The organism is Nonomuraea fuscirosea (genome assembly GCF_035917475.1).
GTDB lineage: Bacteria > Actinomycetota > Actinomycetes > Streptosporangiales > Streptosporangiaceae > Nonomuraea > Nonomuraea fuscirosea.
Genome location: NZ_CP109074.1, coordinates 5,262,839 through 5,279,450, shown reverse-complemented (window position 1 = coordinate 5,279,450; position 16,612 = coordinate 5,262,839). Strand labels below are relative to the sequence as shown.

The 16,612-nt window shown below is 72.4% G+C and carries 17 protein-coding genes and 2 pseudogenes; 5 read left to right on the top strand and 14 right to left on the bottom strand.

Translation table 11 applies throughout. The features are described 5' to 3' along the window. Nucleotides 1-2: 2 nt before the first annotated feature. Nucleotides 3-779, top strand: a complete 777-nt coding sequence (locus tag OIE67_RS24225) for an acyl-CoA thioesterase domain-containing protein (RefSeq protein WP_326644040.1) — start codon at nucleotides 3-5, stop codon at nucleotides 777-779. A 40-nt stretch (nucleotides 780-819) separates the two neighbouring features. Here OIE67_RS24225 and OIE67_RS55540 read toward each other — a convergent pair. Both OIE67_RS55540 and OIE67_RS24220 read right to left on the bottom strand, forming a co-directional pair. Then, nucleotides 820-1,041 (bottom strand): annotated as a pseudogene (locus OIE67_RS55540) (DUF6348 family protein); the annotation flags it as partial. A gap of 18 nt (nucleotides 1,042-1,059) precedes the next feature. Beyond that, entirely contained in the window at nucleotides 1,060-1,470 is a 411-nt protein-coding gene (locus OIE67_RS24220; RefSeq protein WP_326644037.1) for a nuclear transport factor 2 family protein, read from the bottom strand. Between the two features lie 50 nt (nucleotides 1,471-1,520). On the opposite strand from OIE67_RS24220, the gene OIE67_RS55535 reads away from it, so the two are divergent. Further along, entirely contained in the window at nucleotides 1,521-2,003 is a 483-nt protein-coding gene (locus OIE67_RS55535) for a MarR family winged helix-turn-helix transcriptional regulator (RefSeq protein WP_364677601.1), read from the top strand. 180 nt (nucleotides 2,004-2,183) lie between these two features. Here OIE67_RS55535 and OIE67_RS55770 read toward each other — a convergent pair. The 4 genes and pseudogenes from OIE67_RS55770 to OIE67_RS24200 form a co-directional block, all read right to left on the bottom strand. Continuing rightward, a pseudogene (locus OIE67_RS55770) lies at nucleotides 2,184-2,846 on the bottom strand (IS1634 family transposase); the annotation flags it as partial. Next, on the bottom strand, nucleotides 2,843-3,229 hold the full coding sequence (locus tag OIE67_RS24210) for a DUF4277 domain-containing protein (protein WP_326644033.1): 387 nt from the start codon (nucleotides 3,227-3,229) through the stop codon (nucleotides 2,843-2,845). The pseudogene OIE67_RS55770 and the gene OIE67_RS24210, both read right to left, overlap by 4 nt. Before the next feature lie 136 nt (nucleotides 3,230-3,365). Next, nucleotides 3,366-4,790: an NADP-dependent phosphogluconate dehydrogenase gene (gene gndA, locus OIE67_RS24205; RefSeq protein WP_326644031.1), complete on the bottom strand. Its 1,425-nt coding sequence runs from the start codon at nucleotides 4,788-4,790 to the stop codon at nucleotides 3,366-3,368. Nucleotides 4,791-4,864: 74 nt separating this feature from the next. Further along, nucleotides 4,865-5,557, bottom strand: a complete 693-nt coding sequence (locus tag OIE67_RS24200) for an HAD family hydrolase (protein ID WP_326644029.1) — start codon at nucleotides 5,555-5,557, stop codon at nucleotides 4,865-4,867. Between the two features lie 23 nt (nucleotides 5,558-5,580). On the opposite strand from OIE67_RS24200, the gene OIE67_RS24195 reads away from it, so the two are divergent. From OIE67_RS24195 to OIE67_RS24185, 3 genes are all read left to right on the top strand, one after another. Continuing rightward, the gene (locus OIE67_RS24195) at nucleotides 5,581-6,222 is read left to right on the top strand and encodes an SDR family oxidoreductase (protein ID WP_326644027.1); all 642 of its coding nucleotides are present in this window, start codon (nucleotides 5,581-5,583) and stop codon (nucleotides 6,220-6,222) included. Between the two features lie 4 nt (nucleotides 6,223-6,226). Then, nucleotides 6,227-7,261: an aldo/keto reductase gene (locus OIE67_RS24190; RefSeq protein WP_326644025.1), complete on the top strand. Its 1,035-nt coding sequence runs from the start codon at nucleotides 6,227-6,229 to the stop codon at nucleotides 7,259-7,261. A gap of 79 nt (nucleotides 7,262-7,340) precedes the next feature. Continuing rightward, nucleotides 7,341-9,839 carry an ATP-dependent Clp protease ATP-binding subunit gene (locus OIE67_RS24185; RefSeq protein ID WP_326644023.1) on the top strand — a complete coding sequence of 833 codons (2,499 nt, stop codon included), beginning with the start codon at nucleotides 7,341-7,343 and terminating at the stop codon, nucleotides 9,837-9,839. A 59-nt stretch (nucleotides 9,840-9,898) separates the two neighbouring features. Here the strand turns inward: OIE67_RS24185 and ptsP are convergent, their stop codons facing one another. Genes ptsP through OIE67_RS24145 form a run of 8 tightly spaced genes read right to left on the bottom strand, consistent with a single transcriptional unit; the run spans nucleotide 9,899 to nucleotide 16,557 of the window. Next, nucleotides 9,899-11,686: a phosphoenolpyruvate--protein phosphotransferase gene (ptsP, locus tag OIE67_RS24180; protein ID WP_326644020.1), complete on the bottom strand. Its 1,788-nt coding sequence runs from the start codon at nucleotides 11,684-11,686 to the stop codon at nucleotides 9,899-9,901. Next, on the bottom strand, nucleotides 11,679-11,960 hold the full coding sequence (locus tag OIE67_RS24175; RefSeq protein ID WP_106237386.1) for an HPr family phosphocarrier protein: 282 nt from the start codon (nucleotides 11,958-11,960) through the stop codon (nucleotides 11,679-11,681). The genes ptsP and OIE67_RS24175 overlap by 8 nt, the downstream gene beginning before the upstream one ends. A 10-nt stretch (nucleotides 11,961-11,970) precedes the next feature. Beyond that, the gene (locus OIE67_RS24170; protein WP_106237388.1) at nucleotides 11,971-12,975 is read right to left on the bottom strand and encodes a zinc-dependent dehydrogenase; all 1,005 of its coding nucleotides are present in this window, start codon (nucleotides 12,973-12,975) and stop codon (nucleotides 11,971-11,973) included. Next, entirely contained in the window at nucleotides 12,972-13,397 is a 426-nt protein-coding gene (locus tag OIE67_RS24165) for a PTS sugar transporter subunit IIA (RefSeq protein WP_326644017.1), read from the bottom strand. The genes OIE67_RS24170 and OIE67_RS24165 overlap by 4 nt, the downstream gene beginning before the upstream one ends. Next, entirely contained in the window at nucleotides 13,390-13,695 is a 306-nt protein-coding gene (locus OIE67_RS24160; protein ID WP_245955748.1) for a PTS lactose transporter subunit IIB, read from the bottom strand. The genes OIE67_RS24165 and OIE67_RS24160 overlap by 8 nt, the downstream gene beginning before the upstream one ends. 3 nt (nucleotides 13,696-13,698) lie before the next feature. Continuing rightward, nucleotides 13,699-14,817, bottom strand: coding sequence for a PTS mannitol transporter subunit IICB (locus OIE67_RS24155; protein ID WP_326644015.1), 1,119 nt, complete (start codon nucleotides 14,815-14,817; stop codon nucleotides 13,699-13,701). Nucleotides 14,818-14,854: 37 nt separating this feature from the next. Continuing rightward, nucleotides 14,855-15,799, bottom strand: coding sequence for a 1-phosphofructokinase (gene pfkB, locus OIE67_RS24150; protein WP_106237392.1), 945 nt, complete (start codon nucleotides 15,797-15,799; stop codon nucleotides 14,855-14,857). Next, nucleotides 15,796-16,557, bottom strand: coding sequence for a DeoR/GlpR family DNA-binding transcription regulator (locus OIE67_RS24145; RefSeq protein WP_106237395.1), 762 nt, complete (start codon nucleotides 16,555-16,557; stop codon nucleotides 15,796-15,798). Before OIE67_RS24145 ends, pfkB begins: the two co-directional genes overlap by 4 nt. Between the last annotated feature and the right edge of the window lie 55 nt (nucleotides 16,558-16,612).

Genomic DNA, 16,612 nt, shown 5'->3' with positions numbered 1-16,612 from the left:
CTGTGCCGACGTCAGCGTTCTTCACCAAGAAACGGGACGAACTCGTCCCCGCGCCGCACGCCCGCGGCCCCTGGTCCCCCGACATGCTGCACGGCCGCCTGCTCGGCGGGCTGGCGGCCCGAGCCCTGGAGGAGCGGCACGCCGGCCCCGGCCTGCACTTCGCCCGGCTGACCGTCGACCTGTTCCGCAACAGCCCGATGCTGCCCGTCACCGTCGAGACGGCCCTGGTCAGAGACGGGCGCAGGATCCGCGTGGCCGACGCCGTGATCTCCACCGACCAGGGCGTGATCGCGCAGGCCCGCGCGGTGCTGCTGCGCCGGGGCGAGCAGCCCGAGGGCGAGCGCTCGACCGTGACGCCGGCCTGGGACGAGCCGCCGCCCTCGGGGCCGCCGCCGGCCGACGGCGTGGGCTGGAAGCCGCCGTTCGACCTGTGGCGGGTGACCGAGTGGGGCGCTCCCGGGCCGGGACGGGTGTGGATGCGGGAACGGTTCCCGCTGGTGGACGACGAGCCGCTGACCCCGTTCGTCCGGGCCGCGCTGGCCGCCGACTTCGCCAGCCCACTCAGCAACGTCCAGGCCGAGGGGCTGCGCTTCATCAACGCCGACTACACGATGACCCTGGCCAGGCTGCCCGAGGGCGAGCTCATCGGCGTGGAGAGCACGGGCCACGTGAGCGCCGGCGGTGTCGCGGCCGGTCAGGTGACCATGCACGACACCACCGGGCCGCTCGGCTTCTGCGCGGTGACCGCCGTCGCCAACGCCGTGGCGATGAACGGCTAGCCCCGTTTTCCGCACGTGCCGCCCTGTCATGGGCCGGCCACTATGGAGCCGCCGACACGGCCTCTCTTTCCCATGAAGCCGTGTCCGAAGACGGCGGGTGGCGGGAGCCGGCCTCGTGGTAGTCGCCGTCGCCCCGGATCTCGGCGATATCGCTCCCCTCGGCGCCCCCGAAGAATGCCTTGACGCCGATCAGCTGATCGCGGCCGAACGTGCCCTTCAGCGCCGGGGCCAGGTGTGGCGGGAGCATGTGCTGCGCGGCCCACCGTTGTGTGGCGGGGTGTCAGCGGCGGGTCAGGCGCTCGTAGCAATCGTAGTTGCGCTGGGCCGCGATCTTGCCGTCGCGGAACTCGAGGAATGTCCCGATGTGGGCCCGCAGGGTGTGGCCGGCCGGCAGGTCGCCCAGCGGTACGGCGAGTGTGCCGGTCCAGAGCACCTCGAGGGCGACCTGGTCGCCGGCCGCGACCGCGTTCAGCACCTCGAAGCGCTGCTCTTTGATGGTCGTGCGGCCGCGTTCGGCCGCCGCGCGCAGACCTCTGAGGTCGCGTACGGCGCCGTCGGGGAAGAGCGCATTGGGCAGCTCGCGCTGCACGGCGTCCTCGTGGAAGTACGGCTCGGGGCTCTCGCCTCGGGACACCGCCTCGTGATAACGAACGGCGAGGTCCACGTTGGCGTGCTGGTGGAGGTTCGTCATATTGACAACCATAGTTGTACAACTATGGTTGTCAACTGCAGAATGTCTTCATGCAGCCTGTACAACCCGGCGACCTGGACACCGGGACGCTTGCCCTCTTCGTCGGATTCGCGGCCGCCTCCGTCGTGCAGGAGAGCCTGGCGGAGCAGGGCTTCTCCGGCCTGCGGTTCGCACACGGATACGTCTTCCAGCATCTCGTCGGCGACGTGGGCCCCACAGTGGGCGACCTGGCCCCGAAGCTGGGCGTGACGCAGCAGGCGGCATCCAAGACCGTGGCCGAGCTCGAACGCCTCGGCTACGTGGAGCGCCTGGCTGACCCGCGCGACGCCCGCATCCGCCGCGTGCACCTGACCGGGCGAGGCCGCGAGGCGGTGGCGACAGCCCGGCGGGCCCGTGAGGCGCTGGAGTCGCGGCTGGCCGAACGCGGCGGGAAGCGGCGGTTGGAGGAGTGCCGCGCGCTGCTCGCGGACCTGCTGGACGAGCTGGGTGGCGCGCCGGCCGTACGCCATCGCGAGGTCCGGCCGCCCCGCTAGCCCCCTTTTTCGGCATGTGAGTGATCTTCGGCGGAGGTCTCGTGGATCGATGTCGAGGAGGTCCAGGAGATCAAGTTGGAGGTGGGTGGGTTTGCCGGTGTCCGGGTCAGTGCCGGTGACCGCGCTCAGGTAGGCGCTCACCCGCCGGGCGCGGCCGATCGCGGTGATCCGGTCGGTGACGGCCTGCTGGGTGGGGTAGTGGCGGCTGCCCAGGCCGCGCTCCAGCCGGGCCAGATCCTCACCGGCCCGCGCCGGCTTCTTGGCCCGGGCGGCCTCGGCCGCCTGAGCACGGGCCGAGGAGTGCACGAAGATCCGCCGTAGTGTCAGCACCGGGTCCTTCTTGCGCGGCCCGGCCAGCGTCATGACGTCGTCACGCACGTGCCAGACGGCACGCCGCTCGATGGGCTTGCCCTCGTCCCGGGCGGCGACATAGTCCACCCGGATGGCCGCAGAGATCTTCTGGCCGGCCAGGGTCTCGGCGCTGACGTAGTGCTTGGAGGCCGGCGCGATGAAGTCCACCCCACCGGCGATCATCGCCGCCAGGTTCGCATACGAGACCAGCTTGGAATCGCCGATCATGAGCATCTGCTGCGGGCCGGCCAGCTTCTGCAGGCCCTGCATCGCGCCGATGACCTGCCCGACCTCACCAGCCGCGTCGTCATAAGCGCGGTGAAAGACCGGGATCGCGCCATCGGAGCTGACCGCGATCCCGGCCTGGACCTGCTTCAGATCCGGCCGCCGGTCCTTGGGGTGACCGAACCGCGGCCGCGCGTACTGCGGCTCGGCATCGTCGTAGTCGCCGTGCAACGAGACCGAGGTCATATCCCAGTGCAGGCGCGTCACATCGAGGCCGAACACCTCGATCGCAGCCAGCCCGATCGACCCGGCCAGATGATCCAGGTGCGGGCGATGGCATCCAGAGCACGGCCGATGCGGTCATCGTTGAGCAGTTCGGGCTCGGTCCCGACCGCCTCGCCTACCGCCCAGCAGCGTGCCCAGTCCTGGACATGCACCAGCGGGGCGGGCGAGGTCAGCCGGTTGGCCGCCAGCACCTCGATCACTTGCCCATGGGTCAGCTCCGCGACATCACGCACCGGGCAGGCCGCATTCACCAACTCCCGGATCCTCAACCGCGAGCAGAACCCGGCGATGACCGGCAACGCCCCGAGCATCTTCTCGACACTGGCCTGACCCCACCGCGCACGCTGTCTCACCGGCCAGGTCATACCGTGATGACGATCCCCACAGCAACCCAGCGATCTCCGAACAACCTCACGTGCGGAAACGGGGCTAGCCGGACGGGTACGGAAGGGCGCAGCGTGAGGCCGCGCCGGTCGCCCGCCGATCGCTCGGGTGAGAGGGCTACGCCGGCCGCTCCTGGCGGTCGCCGGACCAGTCGGTGTGGAAGGTGCCCTCCTTGTCCACCCGGTGGTAGGTGTGCGCGCCGAAGAAGTCGCGCAGTCCCTGCACCAGCGCCGCCGGAAGGCGGTCGCGGCGCAGCCCGTCGAAGTAGGCCAGGGCCGAGGAGAAGCCGGGCGTGGGCACGCCGATCTGGACCGCCGTGGTCACCACGCGCCGCCACGACTCCTGCGCGGCGTCGAGCGCGCCGGCGAACGTCGGGTCGGCCAGCAGCGTGGGCAGCTGCGGGTCGGCGTCGTACGCGGCCCTGATCCGGTCGAGGAACTTGGCCCTGATGATGCAGCCGCCCCGCCAGATCGTGGCCATCGCGCCCAGGTCGAGGTCCCAGCCGTACTCCTTCGAGGCCGCGGCCATCTGGTCGAAGCCCTGGGCGTAGGCGACGATCTTGGAGGCGTAGAGCGCCTGGCGTACGTCCTCGATCAGCTGCCGCTCGCCGACCCCGGAGACGTCGGGCCCGCGCAGCGACCGGGCCGCGGCCCGCTGCTCAGGGTGGCCGGACAGCGCGCGGGCGAACGTCGCCTCCGCGATGCCCGTCACCGGCACGCCCAGGTCGAGCGCGCTCTGCACGGTCCAGCGGCCGGTGCCCTTCTGCTCGGCCTGGTCGACCACGATGTCCACGAACGGCTTGCCCGTCTCGGCGTCCACCTGGTCGAGCACCTCGGCGGTGATCTCGATCAGGTAGGAGTCGAGCTCGCCCCTGTTCCACTCCCTGAACACCTCGGCCAGTTCGGCCGGCGTGACCCCGAGCGCCTGGCGGAGCAGGTCGTAGGACTCGGCGATGAGCTGCATGTCCGAGTATTCGATGCCGTTGTGCACCATCTTCACGAAATGGCCGGCTCCGTCGGGGCCCACGTGCACACAACACGGCACGCCGTCGACCTTGGCCGAGATGTCCTGGAGGATCGGGCCGAGCGCCTCCCACGACTCCTTCGACCCGCCCGGCATGATGCTGGGGCCGTTGAGCGCGCCCTCCTCGCCGCCGGAGATGCCGGTGCCGACGAAGTGCAGGCCGCGCTCGCGCAGGGCGGCCTCGCGCCGCCGGGTGTCCTCGAAGTGCGCGTTGCCGCCGTCGACGATCATGTCGCCCGGCTCCATCAGGTCGGCGAGCTGGTCGATCACCGCGTCGGTGCCCGCCCCCGCCTTGACCATGATGATCGCCCGCCGCGGCCGCTTCAGCGAGGCCACGAAGGCGGCGAGCTCTTCGGACGGCACGAACGCGCCCTCCTCGCCGAACTCCTTCACCAGCTGCTGCGTCCGGCTGTGCGAGCGGTTGTGCACGGCCACGGTGTAACCGTGCCTGGCCAGGTTGCGGGCCAGATTGCGCCCCATGGTCGCCAGGCCGGTGACGCCGATGTCTGCCAAGTCCATCTCAGCTCCTCTGTGGGGAATACGCATGATCCAGCTCGGTGGTTCGGAGGGATATTCCCACCCCGTCGCCACCGTCAGTCACTCTGTCGCACGCCGAGTTCGTCGAGGCGGTCCAGCATCTCGGCCGGATCGGCGTACACCAGGAACGCCCCCGCGCGCTCCAGTTCGTCCCTGCCATACCCGCCCGACAGCAGCCCGATGCCGAGCGCGCCGGCCCGGCGGGCGGCGAGCAGGTCCCAGACGCTGTCGCCGACCACCATGGCGTGCGCGGGATCGACCCGGGCCAGCGCCGCCCCGGCCAGGAACAGGTCGGGGTCGGGCTTGGCGCGGCGCACCATGTCGCGGGTGACCATGGGCGTGTCGTCCGGCAGCCCCAGCATGCCCAGGGCCAGCCGGGCCGTGCGGGCGTAACCGCTGGTCGCGATGGCCCAGGGCACGCCGCGCGAGGTCAGCTCGGCCAGCAGCTCCGGCGCGCCGGGCAGCGGCCGGACCGAGGCGGCCTGCTGCTCGTACGCCTCGGCGTGGGTGGTCTGCAGCTCCTCGATCTGCTCCCGCGTCAGCTTCAGCCCGGTCTCCCGCAGCAGCGCGCTGACGAACAGCCCGCCGCTCATGCCGATGCGCCGATGGATCCGCCACACCGACAGGTCGATGCCCATCCCCGACAGCGCCTGCCGCCAGGCCACCACGTGCTGGTAGACGCTGTCGATCAGGGTGCCGTCCAGGTCGAACAGGAACGCCGGCGTGGGCGCCTGCGGGAAGTCGCGCATGGGTCCATGACACCATGACGATTATGGGGATCATCATCGCGGGTGGCCACGGGCAGATCGGACTGCGGCTGGCCGCCCTGCTCGGACCGGACGCCGCCGGCCTCGTCCGCAACCCGGCGCACGTCGCCGACGTCGAGGCCACCGGAGCGCGGGCCGTGCTGTGCGACCTGGAGCGGGCCGGCCCCGACGAGGTCGCCCGCGTCGTCGAGGGCGCCTCGGCCGTGGTGTTCGCGGCCGGCGCGGGGCCGGGCAGCGGCACGGCGCGCAAGGACACCGTCGACAAGGGCGCCTCCGTGCTGCTGGCCGACGCGGCCGGGCGGGCGGGCGTGCGGCGCTTCGTGCAGATCTCGTCCATGGGGGCGGGCAAGCCGCCCGCGCCGGGCCGGGACGAGGTGTGGGCCGCCTACATCAAGGCCAAGACCGAGGCCGAGGAGGACCTGCGGGCCCGCGACCTCGACTGGACGATCCTGCGCCCCGGCCGCCTGACGAACGATCCGGGCACCGGCCGGGTGCTGCTGGCCCCGGAGGTGCCGCCGGGCGCGGTGCCGCGCGACGACGTGGCCGCCGTCGTCGTGGCGCTGCTGGACGATCAGGAGAGCGTGCGGCGGACGCTGGAACTGGTGTCCGGTGACACGCCCATCTCCGACCTCGCCGGGAGAGAGTAATACCGTGACTGAATATCGCGTACTCGGACGTACAGGTCTCAAAGTCAGCCCGCTCTGCCTCGGCGCGATGATGTTCGGCTGGTGGGGCGAGTCCGACCCCGGGGAGTCCGCCCGGATCATCGGCAGGGCGCTCGACGCGGGCGTCAACTTCATCGACACCGCCGACGTCTACTCCCAGGGCCAGTCGGAGGAGTTCGTCGGCCAGGCGCTGGCCAAGTCCGGCAAGCGTGACCAGGTGGTGCTGGCCACCAAGTGCCACGGCGTCATGGGCGAGGGCCCCAACGAGCGGGGCAACTCCCGCCGCTGGATCTTCCAGGCCGTCGAGAACAGCCTGCGCCGCCTCGGCACCGACTGGATCGACCTCTACCAGATCCACCGCTTCGACCCCGAGACCGACGTCGAGGAGACGCTCGGCGCGCTCACCGACCTCGTCCGGCAGGGCAAGGTCCGCTACATCGGCAGCTCCACCTTCCCCGCCCACCGCATGGTCGAGGCGCAGTGGGCCGCCGAGCGGCGCTCGCTGGAGCGGTTCGTGTGCGAGCAGCCGCCGTACTCGGCGCTCGTCCGCGGCATCGAGGCCGACGTGCTGCCTGCGGCGGAGGCGTACGGCATGGGCGTCATCGTGTGGAGCCCGCTGGCCGGCGGCTGGCTCAGCGGACGCTACCGCAAGAGCGGCGAGCTGCCCGAGACGCGCCGCTCGGACCGGCTGCCGCAGCGCTACGACATGACGATCGAGGGCAACCAGCGCAAGCTGGAGGCGGCCGAGCAACTGGCCGTGCTGGCCGAGGAGGCCGGCCTCACGCTGATCGAGCTGGCGCTGGCGTTCGCGATCAGGCACCGGGCGGTGACCTCGGCCATCATCGGGCCGCGCACGATGCAGCACCTGGAGAGCCAGCTCACCGCCGCCGACGTGCGGCTGAGCGACGACGTGCTCGACCGGATCGACGAGATCGTCCCGCCCGGCGTCACGCTCAACCCGGCCGACGCGGGCTGGCAGCCGCCCGAGCTGAGCGACGCGGGGCTGCGCCGCCGCCCGTGACCCGGATGCTTTGCCGACTCCTGACTATGAAGTGCGGCATGTGCGGCTAGATGTCCTCTGAGCGCGAAGGGGATATGCGATGTCGGATATGCCGTACAGGTCGTTCTTCGGTGGGGACCCGTTCCGAGGCTTCGAGGAGCTGACGGGCCGGGTCTTCGGCGGCATGGAGGGCTGGCCGCCCTCCCGGCCGGGCGTGCAGCGCGTGGACGTGGGCAAACTCCTCAGCGCCTCGGCCAGGGAGGCGCTGAGCCGGGCCGTCGAGGCGGCCGGGCAGCGGGGCGCCCCCGACCTGGACGTGCTCGACCTCCTCGACGCGCTGATCGACGACGACGCGGTCAAGGTCCTGCTGCGCGCGGCCGGGGCCGACCCGGGCCGGCTGCGCGACGGGATCGACGCCGCCGCCGGGCCCGGCCAGGCCGCCGAGCCGCCGACGACGCTCTCCCCGGCGGCCAAGCGCGCCGTCCTGGACGCCCAGCGGGTCTCGCGGGCGCTGGGGTCGTCGTACATCGGGCCCGAGCACCTGCTGCTCGCGCTGGCCGCCAACCCGGACTCCGCCGCCGCCCGGCTCCTGCGCGAGCAGGGCGTCTCGGCGAACGAGCTGCAGCAGGCCCTCCTGTCCGGCGCCGGCGCCGGGAGCGGCCACCAGACCACACAGCGGGCCACCGGCACACCCTCGCTCGACGAGTACGGCCGCGACGTCACCGAGGAGGCCCGCCAGGGCCGCATCGACCCGGTCGTCGGCCGCGAGGACGAGATCGAGCAGTGCATCGAGGTGCTCTCGCGGCGCACCAAGAACAACCCGTGCCTGATCGGCGAGCCCGGCGTCGGCAAGACCGCCATCGTGGAGGGCATCGCCCAGCGCATCGTCAACGGCGCCGTCCCCGACCTGCTGAAGGACCGCCGCGTCGTCGCCCTCGACCTGACCGGGATGGTGGCCGGGACCAAGTACCGGGGCGAGTTCGAGGAACGCATCAAGAAGGTCATCGACGAGGTGCGCGCCCACGCCGACGAGGTCGTCGTCTTCATCGACGAGGTGCACACGCTGGTCGGCGCCGGCTCCGCCGAGGGCGGCATGGACGCCGCCAACATCCTCAAACCCGCCCTGGCCCGCGGCGAGCTGCACGTCATCGCCGCCACCACCATCGACGAGTACCGCAAGAACATCGAGAAGGACGCCGCGCTCGAACGCCGCTTCCAGCCGATCCTGGTGCCCGAGCCGACCGTGGAGCAGACGGTCGAGATCCTGGCCGGGCTGCGCGACACGTACGAGGCCCACCACCAGGTCCGCATCACCGACGAGGCCCTCGACGCCGCGGCCGGCCTCTCGGCCCGCTACATCTCCGACCGGTTCCTGCCCGACAAGGCCATCGACCTCATCGACCAGGCCTCGGCCCGGGTCCGGCTGCGCTCACGCACGCCCGGCGTCGACGTACGCGAGCTGGAGGAGCGCCTCGACGCGCTGCGCCGCGACAAGGACCAGGCCGTCTCCGCCGAGGACTACGACCGCGCCAAGGAGCTGAGCGCGGAGATCGGCAAGGTGCGGCCGGAGCTGGAGCGGGCCAGGCACGGCGCGGACACCGTCCCGCAGGTCATGGTGGAGGACATCGCCGAGGTGGTCTCCCGCCGCACCGGCATCCCGGTCACCCAGCTCACCGAGCAGGAGCGCGAGCGCCTGATGCGCTTGGAGGAGCACCTGCACCGGCGCGTCATCGGCCAGGACGAGGCCGTCACCGCCGTCGCCGAGGCCGTGCGCAGGGCCAGGGCGGGCCTGTCCGACCCGAACCGCCCGATCGGCAGCTTCCTGTTCCTCGGCCCGACGGGGGTCGGCAAGACGGAGCTGGCCAGGGCGCTGGCCGCCGCCCTGTTCGGGGGCGAGGACCACATGGTGCGGATCGACATGAGCGAGTTCCAGGAGCGGCACACGGTCTCGCGCCTCATCGGCGCGCCGCCCGGATACGTCGGGTACGAGGAGGCCGGTCAGCTCACCGAGGCCGTCCGCCGCCGCCCGCACGGCGTGATCCTGCTCGACGAGATCGAGAAGGCCCACCCCGACGTGATGAACATCCTGCTGCAACTGCTCGACGACGGCCGCCTCACCGACGGCCAGGGCCGCACGGTCGACTTCAGCAACGCCGTCGTCATCATGACCAGCAACCTCGGCGCGGAGCTCATCCTGGAGGCCACGGGGCCGGTCGAGGACCGCCTGATGGACCTGCTGCGCCACTCCCTGCGCCCCGAGCTGCTCAACCGCATCGACGAGACGATCATCTTCAAGCGGCTCGAACGCGACCAGCTCCGCCAGATCGTGGACCTGATGCTGGAACGCACCCGGCAGCGGCTGCGCGGCCAGGACGTGAGCATGGAGGTGACCGACGCGGCCAAGGACTGGCTCGCCGGGCGGGGCCACCAGCCCGAGTTCGGCGCCCGGCCGCTGCGCCGCACGGTGCAGCGGGAGCTGGACAACCGGCTGTCCACCATGCTGCTGACGGGGGAGATCAGGGAGCACGGCAAGGTGAGCGTGGACGTCGAGGACGACCGGCTCCGGCTCAGGGCGCACAACCCGGAACCGGCCGCCTGACGCGTCACTCCGGCGCGGGGGGCGCGTTCCGGCCGGTCACTCCAGTGCGGCCCGGCCGGTCACTCCAGGGCGGCGAGCGCGCGTTCGCGGCACTGCTCGAACGTCAGCGACGCCAGCGCCTCGCGGACGAGCGGCACGCACACGGGGGCCATGGACAGGCTGGTCACCCCCAGCCCCACCAGCAGGGGAGCGAGCAGGGGATCGCCCGCCGCCTCCCCGCACACCCCGACCGGCTTGCCCGCCTCCCGGCCCGCCCGCGCGCACATGGCGATGAGCTCCAGCAGCGCCGGCTGGTACGGGTCCAGCAGGTCGGCCAGGGAGGAGTGCTGGCGGTCGGCGGCGAAGGTGTACTGGGCCAGGTCGTTGGTGCCGATGCTGAGGAAGTCCACCTCCTGCAGCAGCCGGCCCGCGCGCAGGGCCGCCGCCGGGACCTCGACCATCACGCCCACCCGGGTGATGCCCTTGGCCCTGGCCCGGCGGGCGAAGGCGCCGGCCTCGGCCACGGTGGTGACCATGGGCGCCATCACCTCCGGCCGCGTGCCGGTCTCGCGCGCCGCCGCGGCGATCGCGTCGAGCTGGGTGTCCAGCACGTCCGGCAGCAGCCGGTCCACCCGCAGGCCGCGCACGCCGAGCGCCGGGTTGTCCTCCTCGGGCAGCCCGAGGAAGGGCAGCGGCTTGTCGGTGCCGGCGTCGAGCGTGCGCACGATCACGTGCTCCACCCGGCGGAAGACCTCGGCGTAGGCGGCGACCTGCTCCTCGAACGAGGGCGCCTGCTTGCGGTCCAGGAACAGGAACTCCGTCCTGAACAGGCCCACCCCTTCGGCGCGCAGCTCCTCCGAGCGCAGGTCGGCGGCCGAGCCGATGTTGTGCAGCAGCCTGACGGGATGGCCGTCCGAGGTCCGGCCGGGGCCCTCGCTGGCCGCCAGCCTCGCCCTGCGGGCGCGGTCGGCCTCGTTGACCTCGGCCGCCTCCGGCGTGGTGAGGCCGACGGCGATCTCGCCGGTGCCGCCGTCCACGCCGATCACCGTGCCGCCGCCGACCGCCATGATGCCGTCGCAGGCCACCACGGCGGGCAGGCCCCTGCCGCGGGCCAGGATCGCGGTGTGGCTGGTCGGGCCGCCGCGCTCGGTGACCAGGGCCAGCACGTCGGGGCCGAGCCCGGCGGTGTCGGCGGGGGAGAGGTCCGCGGCGGCCAGCACGTACGGGTGCCCCGGGTCGGGCAGGCCGGGCATGGGCAGGCCGAGCGCGAACGCCACCGCCCGGTGCCGCAAGTCGTCGAGGTCGGCCGCCCGCTCGGCCAGGTAGCCGCCGAGCGCGGCCAGGGCATCACGGTGACCGGTGAAGGCCGCGTCCAGGGCGTGGGGCGCGTCGGAACCCTCCCTGGCCAGCCGTTCCGCCTCCTCCAGCAGCATCGGATCCTCGGCGATCATGGCGAGCGCCTCCAGGATCTCCGCCGCCTCGCCGCCCGCCGCCTTGGCCCGCCGGTTGAGGTCGGCCGCCACCGACTCCAGCGCCCCTGAGACGGTGGCCGCCTCCGCGTCCGGGTCGGTGACGGCGCGGGGCGCGGGCAGCGCGGGCGGCCCGGCCATCCGCAGCACCGGCCCGGCCGCCCGCCCCTGGCTGACCCCGAGCCCGCTGAGCCGCCCGGTGGCCCCGGTCCAGGGGCCGCCTGCAGGACCGGAGCCGCCGGGCGGTGATACCGAGTCCGCACCGGTCGCGCCGGCACCTGAAGCGCCGGCACTTGAAGCGCCGGCACTTGAAGCGCCGGCACCTGAAGCGCCGGCACCTGAAGCGCCGGCACCCGAAGCGCCGGGGCCGGTGCGGTGCGGGGTGGTGTCGTCAGCCATCGAGCGCCTCTTCCGCGTCCAGATCGCGGGACAGCAGCGCCGCCAGCGTGTCCAGAGCCTCGTCCGCGCCAGGCCCGTCGGCCTCCAGCGTCACCTCCGTGCCGTGCACGGCCCCCAGGGACAGCACGCCGAGCATGCTCTTGGCCGGTACGGACTTCTCCCCGGCCCTGATCGTCACCGGCACGCCCACTTTGACCGCCGCCTGCACGAACAGCTTGGCCGGCCGCGCGTGCAAGCCGCTGGCCGAGGCCACGACCACCGTTCGTTGTGCCATCGCCTACCTCCTAGGGTTCGATCGTGACCTTGATGGCCGTACCCCGGCTGACGAGGTCGATCCCGTCCAGCACCTGCGGCAGCGGCAGCCGGTGGGTGATCAGGTCCGACACCGGCACAGCGCCCTCGGCCACCAGTTGCAGCGCCTGCGCGTTGTGGGCGGGGCTCGATCCGTTCGCGCCGACGATGGTCAGCTCCCGGTAGTGCACCAGGTTGGAGTCCAGCGCGATGACCGGGTCGTCCTTGGGCAGCCCGCCGAAGAAGCTGATCCGGCCCTGCCTGGCCGCCATCCGCACGGCCTGCTCCTGCGCCGCGCCGGACGCCGCCGCCGTGATCACCACGTCGGCGCCCCGGCCGCCGGTCAGCTTCAGGACCTGCTCCACGGCGTCGGAGTCGATGACCGCGTCGGGGTGCACGAGCTCGGCGGCCATGGCCAGGCGGCCCGCGTTGACGTCCACCAGGAACACCCGCGCCGCGCCGCGCGCCCGCGCCAGGCGTACGTGCAGGCAGCCGATCGGGCCCGCGCCCATCACCACCACGTCGTCGCCAGGACCGACGCGCGCCAGCGACTGGCCGTTGAGCACGCAGGCCAGCGGCTCGGCCACCGACGCCTCGGCGAACCCGACGCCGTCGGGGATGGCGTTGACGCCGTCCACGGCCAGCACCTTCGCCGGGACGATCATGTACTCGGCGAAGCCGCCGTCGTAGTGGTAGCCCATCGACTCCTGGTTCGGGCAGACCGTCTGGCGGCCCCGCCGGCACTCGGCGCACGTGCCGCACGGGATCGCCGCGATCACCTGCACCCGCGCGCCGGTGCCGACGACCTCGCCGGCGATCTCGTGGCCCATGACGCGCGGCGGCACGATGTGGTGGTGGCCGAACTTGAAGATCTTGGCGTCGGTGCCGCACGTCGAGCAGTTGCGCACCCGGATCTTCAGCTCGCCGGGCCCGGCGACCGGTTCCGGCGCGTCCTCGATCCTGATGTCGCCCGGCGCGTGGAAACGCGCGACCTTCATGACAGCTCCTTGATGACTTGGGATACCTCGGTGGCCTCGCGCAGCGTCCTGGCCCGGTCGGGGTCGAGCAGGATGTCGGCCAGCGCCGCCAGCAGCGGCACGTGCCCGTCGCCCGCGGCCGCGATGCCCACGCAGAGCGTGACGGGCTCGCCGTCCCAGTCGACGCCGCCGGGGAAGCGCACCACGCAGATGGCGTCGCGCTTGACGTCCTCCTTGGACGCGGCGGTCCCGTGCGGGATGGCCACGCCCTCGCCGACGTACGTGGAGATCGTCCGCTCGCGTTCGAGCATCGCCTCCACGTACGACGGCGCGACCGCCCCCACGTCGACCAGCGCCTGCCCGCACCGGCGGATGGCCGCGTCGCGGTCGGCGGCGCTCTCGTGCAGCAGCACGGCGCGGGGGTCGAGCAGGCCGTCACGCATCGACGGTGCCGCCGTTCTTGATCGTGTTCACCAGCTTGGTGACCGCCGGGTCGCCCAGGAAGATCTGGAACGACACCAGCGGCTTGCCCGGGGCGGCGGCCTTGGCGCGGGCGGCCAGGCCCGTGTGGCAGACCACCACGTCGGCGTCCTCGGGGATGGAGTTGACCGGGGTGTGCTCCACGGTCACGCCGGTCCCCTTGAGCTGCTTCTTGAGCGTGGAGGCGAGCATGACGCTGCTGCCCATGCCCGCGTCGCAGGCCACGATGATCTTGTGGATGTCCTTGCTGTCTATGGCCATGGCTCAGCTCTCCTTGGTTGCGGTTTCTTCGGTCGCGGCGGGCTCGGGCTCCTCGGGCTCCTCGGGCTCCGCCTTCTCGCCCCTGCCGAAGCCGAGCAGGACGGCGGCGACCGCGAACGACACGGCCGTCGCGACGAGGATGCCCAGGCTGGAGCCGAGCCAGCCGCCCTTGGGGGTGACCGCGAGGTAGGCGAAGATGCTGCCGGGCGACGGAGTCGCGACCAGGCCGGCACCTGTGATCATGAAGGTGAACACCCCGGCCGCGCCGCCCGCGATGACGGCGATGATGAGGCGGGGCTTCATCAGGACGTACGGGAAGTAGATCTCGTGGATGCCGCCGAAGAAGTGGATGATCATCGCGGCCGGCGTGCTCGGGCGCATCGCGCGCGGGCCGAACAGCAGGTAGGCCAGCAGCAGCCCCAGCCCGGGGCCGGGGTTCGACTCCAGCATGAACAGGATCGACTTGCCCTGCTCGGCGGCCTCGGCGACGCCCAGCGGGCTCAGCACGCCGTGGTTGATGGCGTTGTTCAGGAACAGCACCTTGGCCGGCTCGATCAGCACGGAGGCGATCGGCAGCAGGTTGTTGACGATCAGCCACTCGACCGCGTTGCCGGCGCCCGTGGTGATCGTCTGGACGACGGGGCCGATGCCGAACATGCCGACCACGGCCATCGCGCCGCCCACGATGCCGGCGGTGAAGTTGTCCACCAGCATCTCGAAGCCGGCTTTGGTCCGCTCCTCAGTGAACTTGTCCACATATTTGAGGATCAGGGCGGTGAGCGGGCCGATGATCATGGCGCCCAGGAACATCGGAGAGTCCGTGCCCACCACGACGCCCATGACCGCGACCGCGCCGACGACCGCGCCGCGCTGCCCGTGCACCATCCGGCCGCCGGTATAGGCGATGAGGATCGGCAGCAGCATCTTGATGATCGGATCGACCATCTTGGCGAGCGTCTCGTTGGGCAGCCAGCCCGTCGGGATGAACAGCGCGGTGATCAAGCCCCAGGCGATGAACGCGCCGATGTTCGGCATGATCATGCCGGCCAGATGGCCGCCGATGCGCTGGATGGTGGCCTTGACCCCGGTTCCGGTGACCGGGGGTGTGTAGGTGTCGGCCATGGACGTGCTCCTTCAGGGGGGTGAGCAGCCGCTGATTTCAGGGGTGGGGTGAGGAGAGCGGACGGTCGGGGTCAGGCGCGCGGACGGTGACGGCGCCGGGGTCGATGTGGTCGGGGCCCGGCATGCGGCTGCCGGGCAGGCATACGGCGGCGGCGCCCCAGGCCAGCGCCAGCGCGAGCGCGGCGGGGCCGCGGCCGCCGCCGGCCAGGAATCCGGCCAGCATGGCGTCCCCGGCTCCGACGGAGCTGCGCGGCTCCGTCACCGGCGCCTCGCCGTACCAGATGCCGTCCTCCTCGACGAGGACGGCGCCGTCGGCGCCCAGGCTGGCCAGCACCGTGCGCGCGCCGGCGGCCCGCAGCTTGGCCGCGGCCTCGGCCACGTCGCCCAGCCGGCGGATGGGCATGCCGGTGGCGCCGGACAGCTCCTCCAGGTTGGGCTTGACCAGGGCGGGCGCGGCGGTGAGCGCGCTGGACAGCGCCGGGCCGCTGGAGTCGACCGCCATGAGGATGCCGGCCCCGGCGAACCTGCGGCACAGCCGGGCGTAGACGTCGGAGGGCACCTCGGGCGGCAGGCTGCCGGAGGCCACCACCCAGTCCGCCTCGTGGGCGGCGCTCAGCACGGTGTCGGCGATCGTGTCGAGCTCCTCCTGCGACAGGGCGGTGCCCGGCTCGTTGATCTTGGTGGTGGTGCCGTCGGGCTCGGCCAGCGTGACGTTCGACCGGGTCGGACCGGCCACCGGGACGGTGACCATGTCGAGCCCCTCCGCGGCCAGCAGGCGGATCAGTTGCCGGCCCTCGTCGCCGCCGAACGGGACCACCGCCCGGCTCGCCACCGAGTTGGCCAGCAGGGCGCGCGAGACGTTGACCCCCTTGCCGCCGGGATCGAGGCGGGCGGCCGCGGCGCGGATGACCGCGCCGCGGTCGAGCGAGGCGATCTCTATGGTGCGGTCGAGGCTGGGGTTGAGGGTCAGGGTGAGGATCACGCCCTGATCACCTCCGGGCCCGCGGCCGCCACGTCGGCGGCCAGCGCCACGTCGAGGCCGGTGTCGGTGATCAGCACGTCGATCTCACTCAGCTCCGCGAACGTGGCCAGGTAGGTGTTGCCGAACTTGGTGTGGTCGGCCAGCAGCACGCTGCGCTGGGCCGCGCCGACCATGGCCCGTTTGATCGCCGCCTCCGCCGGGTCGGGCGTGGTCAGGCCCCGGGCGAGTGAGCAGCCGTTGGTCGCCATGAACGCCACGTCCACGTTGAGGCGGTCGAGCGGGCGCAGCGCCCAGTCGTCCACCGTGGCCAGCGTCTTGCCGCGCAACCGGCCGCCCAGCATGATCACGTTCAGGTTGGCGCGCGCGGCCAGGGCGGTGGCCAGCGGCGGGGAGTTGACCACCACGGTCAGCTCGCGGTCCAGGGGCAGCACCTGCACCAGGCGGCCCGTGGTGGTGCCGGCGTCGATGATCACCGAGCCGTCCTCGGGCAGCTCGGCCAGCGCGGCCTTGGCGATGCGTTCCTTCTCGGCCGTCATGACCTCGTCACGCGCGGCCAGCGCGGGCTCGAACCCCAGCCGCTCCACGGGGATGGCGCCCCCGTGGACGCGGCGCAGCACGCCCGCCCGCTCCAGCGACGTCAGGTCGCGGCGGATCGTCTCTGTGGTCACGTCGAGCTCGGCGGCCAGCGTCACCACGTCGACGCGGCCCGCGAGCCGCGCTCTCCGCAGGATCTCCTGCTGCCGCTCCTCGGCGTACATGATGTTGATTCACCGCCGTTTCGGGTTGGTTTCCTCTGTGTTTATACCCGCTTTC